Below are 10149 nucleotides of genomic sequence, written 5' to 3'. Positions count from 1 at the left end.
GGTCCGACCTCCCCCGCCCTCCGTTCGGATTGTCCGTCGCCGCCCGGGTTTGTCAAGGCGGGAAAGCGTGCCTTGACAAACCCGGTCGTCGACTGGAAAGCGGCTGGGGAGGAGGGCGGGGGAGGTCTGGTGACGCCGTGGTCTTCTTGCGCTGCCGGCTTCCCGTCTACAGCCGACGGTCTCTGGCGCTCACAGCCGGCCGCCGTGTCGCGCGCCAGCCTTCGCTCCAGGTACACCGAGGCCGTGCTCCCGTCGGAAGCGGGCCGGCGTGGTGCCGAGCTCGGCGCGGAACGCGCGGGTGAACGCCGACTCCGACCGGTACCCCACGCGGTCGGCGATGGCCGCCACCGGCGCGTCCGTAGTGGTCAGCAGCTCGGCCGCCGCCATCATGCGGGCTCGGGCCAGGAACGCTCCCGTGGTCGTCCCCGTCTCCCGGACGAACCGTCGCAAGAAAGTCGCCCGGGACATCGAGGCCTGCCGGCTGAGCCGCTCGATCGGCCAATCCTCCCCCGGGTCGGCCAGGACGCTCCCGATCGCGTCGGCGATGCCCGGGTCGGTCACCGCCGTCCACGCCGCGCCGCGGGCCGTGCGGAGCACCATTGCCAGCAGCACCGTGCACAGCGCGGCGAGGATCGCCGCCGTTCCGGACCCTTCGCGGCTCGCCTCCGCGCGCATCAGGGAGCTCAGCCCGCGCAGGACCTCGTCGGTTTCGGCGGACTGCCCGAACGCCACGTGGATCGCGCCCGGCAGGGTGCGGAACAGCAGCGCGCCGGCGCCCGCGTTGACCGTGTAGTGCCCGCAGAACAGGTCGATCACCGGGTCGCCGCCGCGCTCGCTGCGCGTCGTGGTGAACGCGTCCCCGTCCGTCTCGACCGTGCCTCGCGCCCGGCCCGGCCCCGCCGTGACCACCCGGTGCGCCGCGCCGCTCGGGATCAGCACGACGTCGCCCGCCCGCAGGTCGAACACCTCGTGGCCGACGTACAGCCGGCACTCGCCCTCCAGGAGGACGTGGAACGGCACTTCAAGCTCGCCGTACCGGGCGACGTCCATCCGCGTGCCCGCGCCGAGCAGGCAATGCTTCTCGAGCGTCGCCCCGAGCTGAGCCATGCGCAGCAGGCGGCTGACGGTGTCCACAGTGATACTTTGGGGCAGTTGTTTGATACTGGCAAGCCTGGTCGGATCATCGCGCCCGAAGCAGACTCGGGCACATGGAAACCACCCAGCTCACCGCGGACGTCCTGGTCATCGGCTTCGGCAAGGGCGGGAAGACCGCCGCGCACGCGCTCGGCGACGCCGGCAAGCACGTCGTCCTCGTCGAACGCTCCGAAAACATGTACGGCGGCACCTGCCCGAACGTCGGCTGCGTACCGACCAAGATGCTCGTCCACTACTCGAACGGCCGCCGCCTCGAAGACGACGCGCAGGAGTTCTTCGCCCGCTCGATCGCCGGCGTCCGCACCCTGACCAGCGCCTTCCGCGCGGGCAACTTCGCCTCGCTCGACGGGAAGGACACCGTCACCGTCATCACCGGCACGGCCCGGTTCACCGGCCCGCACACCGTCGCCGTCGGCGAAGGGGACGACCGGATCACCGTCACCGCGCCGACGATCATCCTCAGCACCGGCTCCGCGCCGGTCGTCCCGCCGATCCCCGGTCTGGCCACGAGCAAGCACCTGGTCAGCAGCACCGAGCTCACGCAGGCGGCGACGCTGCCGGAGCGGCTGGTGGTCGTCGGCGGCGGTTACCTCGGGCTCGAGTTCGCGTCGATCTACCAGCACTTCGGCACGCACGTGACCGTCCTCGAAGGCGCGGAGCGGCTGCTGCCGCGTGAGGACGAGGACATCGCCGAGGTCACCCGCGAGATCCTCGAAGGCGACGGCATCCGGATCATCACCGGCGCGAAGATCACGAAGGTCGAGGACAGCGGCGCCGTCGCGAAAGTCGTCTTCGAAAAGGACGGCGAGACGCACGAAGTCGAGGCCAGCGCGTTGCTGCCGGCGACCGGCCGCCGTGCGGTCACCGACGGCCTGCGGCTCGACGCGGCCGGCGTCCGGACCACGCCGGCCGGCGCCGTCGAAGTCGACGAACACCTGCGCACCAGCCAGCCGCACATCTTCGCCGTCGGCGACGTCAACGGCGGCCCGCAGTTCACCTACGTGGCCCTCGACGACGCCCGGATCGTGCTGGACCAGCTGCTCGGCGAGGGCAAGCGCACCACGGCCGACCGGGTCGCCGTGCCGCACACGCTGTTCACCACCCCGCCGCTGGCGACCGTCGGCCTGACCGAGCGCGAAGCCCGTGCGCAGGGCCGGAACATCAAGGTCGGCAAGAAGAGGGTGGCCGACATCGTCGCGATGCCCCGGGCCTACACGGTCGAAGAGACGCGCGGGGTCATGAAGTTCATCGTGGACGCCGACACCGACCTGGTCCTCGGCGCGGCGCTGCTGAGCATCGACGCGCAGGAGGTCGTCAACACCGTCGCGCTGGCCATCCGCCACGACGTGACCGCGACCGAGCTGCGGAACGCCATCTACACGCACCCGAGCTCGACCGAGGCGTTCAACGAGGTCATCCCTGTGGGGTGAGCACACCCCCGGGCGCGTCCGGTGGGGACTTTCCCCATGGCCGGACCGGCGCCGCGGCTCTAGCGTGGGAACCCGGTGACGAGGAGGTTCCCGCGGATGCTGATCGACGACCTGGCCTCCGTGCTGCCGGCGGACCGGCTGGTCCGTGACCCGGACGTCGTGGCGGGTTTCGCCCACGACGAGGCCGAGTGGGCGCCCTACGCCCCACCGGCCGTGGTCGTCCGGCCGCACACCGCCGAAGAGGTCCAGGCCGTGGTCAAGGTCTGCCTGGAACACCGGACCCCACTCGTCACGCGCGGGGCGGGCACCGGCTTGTCCGGCGGGGCGAACGCCGTCGACGGCTGCGTCGTGCTGGTCACCGACCGGCTCACCGCCGTCAAGGAGATCGACGAGCACGAGCGGTACGCCGTCGTCGAGCCCGGCGTCGTCAACGACGACCTGCGGGCCGCCTGCGCCGAGCACGGGCTCTGGTACCCGCCCGATCCGGCCAGCTCGCCGTGGTCGACTATCGGCGGCAACGTCGCCACCAACGCCGGCGGCGTCTGCTGCGTCAAGTATGGCGTCACCCGCGACTACGTCCTGGGCCTGCAGGTCGTCACCGGCACCGGCGAGCTCGTCCGGCTCGGCCGCCGCACCGCGAAGGGCGTCGCGGGCTACGACCTGACCGGGCTGATGGTCGGCTCGGAAGGCACGCTCGGCGTGATCACCGAGGTCACCGTGCGCCTGCGGCCCGCCCGCGCGGCCGAGCGGACGGTCGCCGGGTACTTCGACACGACCGTCGCCGCCGGGCAGGCCGCCGCCGCGGTCGCGGCCCGGGGCGTCCTGCCCTCGGCGCTCGAGCTCGTCGACCGGCACTGCCTGGCCGCCGTCGACCAGTGGAAGAACATGGGCCTGAGCGCCGACGCGAACGTCGTGCTCCTCGCCCGCACCGACTCCCCCGGGGCGCTCGGCGAGCACGAAGCCGCGGAGATCCTCGACTGCTTCGAGCAGGCGGGCGCGACCTGGGCGGCGCAGTCGACCGACCAGGCCGAGGCCGACGCCCTGTTCGCCGCCCGCCGGCTGGCCTACCCCGCGCTGGAGCGGCTCGGCCCGCTGCTCACCGAGGACGTCTGCGTCCCGACGCGGGCGGTGCCCGAAATGCTCGCCCGCATCGATGCCGCAGCGCGGCGCCACGGCGTCCACATCGCGAACGTCGCGCACATCGGCGACGGCAACCTGCACCCGCTGCTGGTCACGCCGGCCGGCGACGACACCGCGCGGAAGAACGCCCAAGCCGCGTTCGACGACATCATCGCCGACGCGCTCGACCTCGGCGGCACCGTCACCGGCGAGCACGGCGTCGGCCTGCTCAAGCAACCCGGCCTCGCGCGCGAACTCGGTCCCGAGGTGCTCGAACTGCACCGCGCGGTCAAGAAAGCCCTGGATCCGCGGAACATCCTCAACCCCGGCAAGGTCTTCCCCGAAGGGACACCCGCATGATCGTCCGCACCACCTCCGGCGACGTCCGCGGCGAGCCGATCGCCACCGGCGTCCGGTTCCGCGGCCTCCCCTACGCCGCCGCGCCCGAGGGCGAGCTGCGGTTCGCCGCGCCCGTGCCCGCGCCGGAGTGGGACGGCGTGCGCGACGCCCGCGAGGCCGGGCCCACAGCGCCGCAACGGCAGCGGACGATCCCCGGCCTCGACCTGTCCGCCGTGGTCGGCGACGGCTGGCGGCCCGGCGGCGAGTTCCTGACGGTCGACGTCTGGACGCCGGACCCGGGCGCGAAAGGCCTGCCGGTGCTGGTGTTCGTGCACGGCGGCGCGTTCATCGGCGGCACCGGCTCGGCCCCGGTCTACGACGGCACGGCCTTCACGCGCGGCGGCGCGGTGCTGGTGACCGTGCAGTACCGGCTCGGCGTCGACGGTTTCCTGCCCCTCGACGGCGGCGGGACCAACCTCGGCCTGCGCGACCAGCTCGCCGCGCTGCGCTGGGTGCAGGAGAACGTCACGGCGTTCGGCGGCGACCCCGGCAACGTGACGCTCTTCGGCGAGTCCGCGGGCGCGATCAGCGTCGCGTGCCTGCTCGGTTCCCCACTGTCGGCGGGCCTCTTCCGCCGCGCGATCGTCCAAAGTGGACACGCGAACATGGTGCGCGGCCGGGCGGAACTGGAGCGGGTGGCGCAGGCAGTGGCCGACCGCCTCGGCGTCGCCCCCACCGCCGACGCGTTCCGGAAGCTGAGCACCGAGCAGCTGCTCGACGCGCAGGACGCCTTGCTCAAGCCCGGCGGGAGCCCCGACCTGCGCGGCGAAGACGGGCTGGACCGCGGCTTCGGCCTGAGCCCGTTCCTCCCGCTGGTCGGCGACGACGTCTTGCCGCGGCACCCCGGCGAGGCGATCCGCGCCGGTGCGGGCGCCGACATCGAGCTGATCGCCGGCACCTGCCGCGAGGAGATGCTGCTGTACTTCGGCCCGACCGGCCTGCTCGACGTGCTGACCGACGAGCAGGCCGTGGCCATGCTGTCGGCGTCGCACCCGGACGCCGCGAACGTCCTTCGCGGCTACGGCTTGGGCGACGGGCGGAAGGCGGGCGAGGTGTTCGTCGAGGCCATGACCGACCTCGTCTTCCGCGACGGCGTCAAGGAACTCGTCGAGAGCCACCACGGCCGTTCGTTCCGGTACGAGTTCGAGTGGCGGGCGCCGCGGCTCGGCGCGTGCCACGGCATGGAGCTGCCGTTCGTGTTCGACTCCCTGGCCGCGTCCGCCGCGCTCGTCGGCGACGAGCCGCCGGCCGAGCTGGCCCGCGAGGTCAACGCCGCGTGGACGCGGTTCGCCGCCACCGGCGACCCGGGCTGGGAGCCGGCCGAGACGACGCACCTGGGCTGATGGACGCCCACGGCCTGCGCGAGCTGTACGACCTCGTCCTGCGCCTGTCGGCGGTCCACGACCTCGACGCGCTGGTGCAGGAGGTGGTCGACCACGCGCGGCGGCTGCTCGGCGTCGACGTCGCCTACCTCGCGCTGGCCGAGCAGGACGGCTCGCTCGTCATCCGCGTCACCGACGGCTCGCTCGGCCCGCGGCTGCGCGGGGTGGTGCTGCCGCCGCACGGCGGGCTGGCCGGGCAGGTCGCCGACACGGGCGAACCGGTGCAGAGCACCGACTACCTCGGCGACGCCGCGTTGACGCACCTGGGCGACGTCGATCGCGTCGCCGAGGCCGAAGGCCTGCGCACGATCCTCGGCGTGCCGCTGCGGTTGTGCGGCAAGGTGGCCGGCGTGCTGATGGTGTCGCAGCGGGCGGTGCGCCGGTTCACCGCGGCGGAGTCGTCGCTGCTGACGTCGCTCGGCTCGTTCGCCGCGATCGCGATCGAGAACGCCAAGCTGGTCACCGCGCTCGCGGAGGCGAACGACCGGCTGGAGCGGGCCGCCCGGCTGCACGACCGGCTCGGCGAGGTGGCGCTGCACGGCGGCGCCGCCGAAGACGTCGTCGTCCCGCTGTCGGAGCTGGTGAGCGGCCTGGTGCTGGTCGCCGACGAGCACGACAAGGTCCGCGCGGCCGCCCGGGCCGGCTCGCTCGTCGAGGCCGCCCTCGATGGCAAGCCGTCGACGCTGTTCGCCGCCGCCCGGCGGACTCGCGTGGACGGGCGGACGGTCACCGTGCCCCTCGCGTCGGTGAACGCGTATTTCGGTGCGCTGCAAGTGGTTCCCGACGCCCCGCTGGCCGAGGCGGACGTCCGGTTGCTGGAGCGCTCGGCGATGACGGTCGCCCTCGTGGCGTCGGTCGAGCGCGCCGAGCGCCGGACGGCGGAGGAACTGGTGGAGCAGCTGGTGACCCGCCGGGTCCGCGAGATTCCGGCCCACGCCCGTGATCTGCGGCGGCCGCACCTGGTCGTGGTGAGCGAGGACCCGCGGCTGCGGGAATTCGCCACATGGAAGTCCACAGTGGATGGTCGTGTGATCGCCCTGGTCCGCGCCGACGAGGCGACGGTCCGCTCCTGGTCACTGGGCACGACGGGCCTGGCGGGCCCGGCCACCGGAGCGGCCGCGCTGGCCGACGCGTACGACGATGCGGTCGCGTGTATCCGGGTCCTGAATGCGTTGGGACGCCGGGGTTCCACGGCTTCGCCGGCCGACCTGGGGCCCTACCGGTACCTGCTGAGCCAGGCCGGTCTCGAAGAAGCGGGCACGTACATCGCCCGCACCCTGGGCCCGCTGCTGGCCCACGACGAGGGGCGCGGCACGGATCTGGTCCGCACCGCGGAGGTCTTCCTGCGCAACGGCCGCCGCAAGACCCCGGCGGCCGAGGAGCTGACGATCCACCCGAACACGCTCTACCAGCGCCTGGACCGCATCACGGCGTTGCTGGGCGAAGACTGGCAAGAGGGCGACCGGGCATTGGACGTCCACCTGGCGCTGCGCATTCACCGCCTGGCCGCAGAACTCGCGTAATACCCCTGCCGTCAACCCCTGCCCGGGCCGATTGACACAGCGAGCGCACGTCAGGGATCGTCGAGAGACGAACAACACATTTTTCCTCCGCGCCGACGAACCCACGGAGATGACTCATGACGAACATCAAGGTGACGCTTTCCGGTGGCCCGGCAGAACTGGGCGAACAGCACCGGGAATGGACGGTCGGCGGCCTCGGCGAAGTCGCGAAGGTCAGCTTCGGCGCCGGCTACGAGCACTTCTCCCACGCGGGCGAGTTCACGACGACCAGCGGCGGCGACCAGGTCCCGGTGTTCGCTTGGTGCGGCCGCACCAGACTCGCCGAATAACCCGCGACGACCGGTCGTGAGCGGGAAACAGGGTGGGAACCCTGTTTCCCGCTCACGACCTATTGGTCAGCCGTCCGATTCCGCGACCGGGAGGTAGGCGCCCGGCACCTGGTCGGGCGCGAACACCTGCTTCTCACCCGGGTACGGCAGCTGCCACCCGTGCGTCTGGTACCACGTGAAGTGGTTCATCTGCGCGGGGTTCGCGTAGTCCGCGACGGCGCTCGGGCCGGTCAGACGCTGGTGCGTCGTCCACTCCTGCCACTGCGCCGCCACCTGCTTCTTGTCCGCGGGCACCGCCGACGACGGCACCGGCGCCGCGGCCGGGTTCGCCGCGGCCGGGACGTCCGGCCCGCACGACGGCTGGGTCTTCAGCCCGTCGGTCAGCGACGTGCGGTTCGGCAGCGCGGTGAACGGCGTGTAGTCCGGCTTCGGGGTGAAGGCCGCCGCCATCGGCGTCGCCGCGCTGTCCTTCTGGTTCATCGGCTTGACCCCGAGGATCTGCTCGATCGTCCGGACCATCGTGATCTGCGAGTAGTAGTGGCTGTCGACGACGCCGTGCTGGGCGTACGGGCTGATGATCTGCACCGGCGCCCGGTGCCCGTCGACGTGGTCGAGACCGGCCTGGGAGTCGTCCTCGACGACGAAGATCGCCGAGTCCTTCCAGTACTGGCTGTGCGAGATCTCGTCCACGATCCGGCCGACCGCGAGGTCGTTGTCGGCGACCTGGGCGGCCGCGTTCGGCGGGCCGCCGGTGTGGTCGCTGGACAGCCAGAACATGTTGAGGTTGGCCGGCCCGTTCTTCTCGAAGTCGTTCTTCCAGACCTGGTACCGGTAGACGTCCGGCACCGACGTGTCGAACTTCGGGAAGCCCGGCACCGAAACGTTGTTCAGCGACGGGATCGGCGACGACGACACCATCGGGTAGGCCGTCGGCTCGCCGGTGGCCATGTTCTTGGCGTCGCAGTACAGGTTCTGCCAGCTCGCGTCCGCGGGCTTGGTCAGGAACTGCTGGAACTCGCCGAAGTCGCGGACCGACTTCCCGGCCGCCTGCGCGCCGGTCCAGAGGAACCCGCTGGTCTGGTGGCCGAGAGCGTCGTCCTCGGTGTCGTAGCTGCGCAGGTACTCACCGGCCGAGGATTCGGTGTACTCCGGGTTGTCGGCCTGCATCAGCCAGTTGTGACCTTCGGCGGAGTTCGTGCCGATGTCGTAGGTGTTGTCGTAGAGCCCGAACTGCTTCTCCAGTGCGTGCTGGTTCGGCGTCACGTTCTCACCGAACTGCGTCACGCTCGGGTCGCCGTTGCCGCGCGCGTCGTCGCCGTAGACCTGGTCGTAGGTCCGGTTCTCCTTGACCAGCATGAAGACGTGCTTGATCGTCGACGGGTCGCCGAGCCGCGCCGGGACGGGCACCGGGTTGCGGTGGCCGTTCGACTCCGCCTGCCGCACCGCGTCGTCGGTCCAGCCGTTCTGCTTGAAGACCTGGCCGGTGTAGCCGCGGATGGCCCGGTCGTCCGGCAGCCGGAACTTCTGCACGCTCGAGGTCGTGTCGTGCGTGCCGTGCCCGGCGGCCGTGGTGGGCCGGCGGGCGTCGATGCCGCGGGTGTTGGAGACGACGACGTCCTTGCCGACCGTGGTGATCGCGGTCGGGAAGTAGTCGGTCGGCAGCAGGCCGACATAGCTCACCGGCTCCTGCGCCCGCTGGAAGCGGTAGACGGCGACCGCGTTCGCGCGGCCGAGCGTCACCAGCAGGTGGCCGTCGTCGGTGAGGGTGACGCCGTCCGGCTCGTACCCGACCGAGGCCTGCGGCCACGGCTGGGTCGCGATGGTCTGCACGACCTTGTCGCGGCCGCTGTCGATGACCGAGACGGTGTTGCTCGCGGTGTTCGTGACGAACACCGTGCCGTTCTTGGTGTACACCGCGGTCGGGTGCAGGCCGACGTCGACGCTCTTCGGCGTCGCGGCCGCGTTCGCCAGGTCGATGACGCTGACCGTGCCGCTCGTGGTGGCGCCGGTGAACTGATTGGCCGGAACCTGCGTGTTGTACGAGTTCAGCGTCGGCTCGCCGGGCTTGGCCGGGTGGCCGCCTTCGTTGCTGACGTACAGCTTGTTGCCGACGCGCACCAGGTCACGCGGCGCGTTGCCGACGGCCCAGCTCTGCTTGACCGCACCGGTCGCCGCGTCGAGGGCGACGACGCGGTTCTGGCCGTTGACCGCCGAGTACACAGTGGACCCGTCGGGCGAGAACACCGCTTGCGCGACCAGCGCGTGCTTGGCGCCGTCGGCCGGGATCTTGACCGACACCGGCGCGGCCACGGTGCCGTCGGGGTTCACCGTGAACTTCGTGTAGCCGTCGGTCTGGGCCAGCCACAACGACTTCCCGTCCGGCGAGTACGTCGGGCCTTCCTGGCCGACGTCGTTGCCGGCGATGCGCAGGTTCGCCGTCGCGGAGTTGCCGACGAGCTGCTGCACATGCCAGTTCTTGAGGTCGACGACGGTGAGTGCGATCCCGCCGTCGGTGGTCAGCGCGGCGAGGTGGCTGCCGTCCGGGCTGACCGAGGACGCCATGATCTTGCCGTTGTTGACGACCAGGCGGTCGCCGATCGGCTTGATGTACTGGTCGGCGGAGACGACCTGGCCGTTCTGGGTGACCTGGCCGACCTGGTCTTCGCCGAACTGCGCTGTCGACGCGACGCCGACACCGGTGCCGGTGGCAACGAGCGCGAACGTGACGGAACCGGCCGTGGCGTAGCGCAGCCGATGACTGCTGCTCCGGCTCTTCCCGGCACGCCGTCTGCGGCGTGTTACCTGCATCGGG

Annotated in this window: 7 protein-coding genes; 5 read left to right on the top strand and 2 right to left on the bottom strand. The window is 71.7% G+C overall.

Translation table 11 applies throughout. The annotated features are described in order from the left end of the window. Positions 1–189: 189 nt before the first annotated feature. Positions 190–1134, bottom strand: coding sequence for an AraC family transcriptional regulator (locus ACZ7OH_RS44525; protein ID WP_470286440.1), 945 nt, complete (start codon positions 1132–1134; stop codon positions 190–192). 74 nt (positions 1135–1208) lie between these two features. Between ACZ7OH_RS44525 and ACZ7OH_RS44520 the strand changes: the two genes are divergently transcribed. The 5 genes from ACZ7OH_RS44520 to ACZ7OH_RS44500 all read left to right on the top strand — a co-directional run bounded on the left by ACZ7OH_RS44520 (position 1209) and on the right by ACZ7OH_RS44500 (position 7337). Continuing rightward, positions 1209–2585, top strand: coding sequence for a dihydrolipoyl dehydrogenase family protein (locus tag ACZ7OH_RS44520; RefSeq protein WP_470286439.1), 1377 nt, complete (start codon positions 1209–1211; stop codon positions 2583–2585). Positions 2586–2681: 96 nt separating this feature from the next. Continuing rightward, positions 2682–4064, top strand: coding sequence for an FAD-binding oxidoreductase (locus tag ACZ7OH_RS44515; protein WP_470286438.1), 1383 nt, complete (start codon positions 2682–2684; stop codon positions 4062–4064). After that, positions 4061–5446 carry a carboxylesterase/lipase family protein gene (locus ACZ7OH_RS44510; RefSeq protein WP_470286437.1) on the top strand — a complete coding sequence of 462 codons (1386 nt, stop codon included), beginning with the start codon at positions 4061–4063 and terminating at the stop codon, positions 5444–5446. Before ACZ7OH_RS44515 ends, ACZ7OH_RS44510 begins: the two co-directional genes overlap by 4 nt. Further along, the gene (locus ACZ7OH_RS44505; protein ID WP_470286436.1) at positions 5446–7008 is read left to right on the top strand and encodes a helix-turn-helix domain-containing protein; all 1563 of its coding nucleotides are present in this window, start codon (positions 5446–5448) and stop codon (positions 7006–7008) included. The genes ACZ7OH_RS44510 and ACZ7OH_RS44505 overlap by 1 nt, the downstream gene beginning before the upstream one ends. A gap of 116 nt (positions 7009–7124) precedes the next feature. After that, positions 7125–7337, top strand: coding sequence for a DUF5988 family protein (locus tag ACZ7OH_RS44500; RefSeq protein WP_400902479.1), 213 nt, complete (start codon positions 7125–7127; stop codon positions 7335–7337). Positions 7338–7403: 66 nt separating this feature from the next. Here ACZ7OH_RS44500 and ACZ7OH_RS44495 read toward each other — a convergent pair whose 3' ends face one another. After that, positions 7404–10145, bottom strand: coding sequence for an alkaline phosphatase family protein (locus tag ACZ7OH_RS44495; RefSeq protein ID WP_470286435.1), 2742 nt, complete (start codon positions 10143–10145; stop codon positions 7404–7406). Positions 10146–10149 lie beyond the last annotated feature (4 nt).

The organism is Amycolatopsis sp. NPDC114478, assembly GCF_055633805.1.
Note: the sequence above shows the minus strand (reverse complement) of the source record. Positions and strands in the feature narration are given on the sequence as shown.

Coding starts and splice junctions, on each gene's coding strand:
- ACZ7OH_RS44520 (WP_470286439.1), top strand. CDS start 1,209: ATGGAAACCACCCAGCTCACCGCGGACGTCCTGGTCATCGGCTTCGGC.
- ACZ7OH_RS44515 (WP_470286438.1), top strand. CDS start 2,682: ATGCTGATCGACGACCTGGCCTCCGTGCTGCCGGCGGACCGGCTGGTC.
- ACZ7OH_RS44510 (WP_470286437.1), top strand. CDS start 4,061: ATGATCGTCCGCACCACCTCCGGCGACGTCCGCGGCGAGCCGATCGCC.
- ACZ7OH_RS44505 (WP_470286436.1), top strand. CDS start 5,446: ATGGACGCCCACGGCCTGCGCGAGCTGTACGACCTCGTCCTGCGCCTG.
- ACZ7OH_RS44500 (WP_400902479.1), top strand. CDS start 7,125: ATGACGAACATCAAGGTGACGCTTTCCGGTGGCCCGGCAGAACTGGGC.
- ACZ7OH_RS44495 (WP_470286435.1), bottom strand. CDS start 10,145: ATGCAGGTAACACGCCGCAGACGGCGTGCCGGGAAGAGCCGGAGCAGC.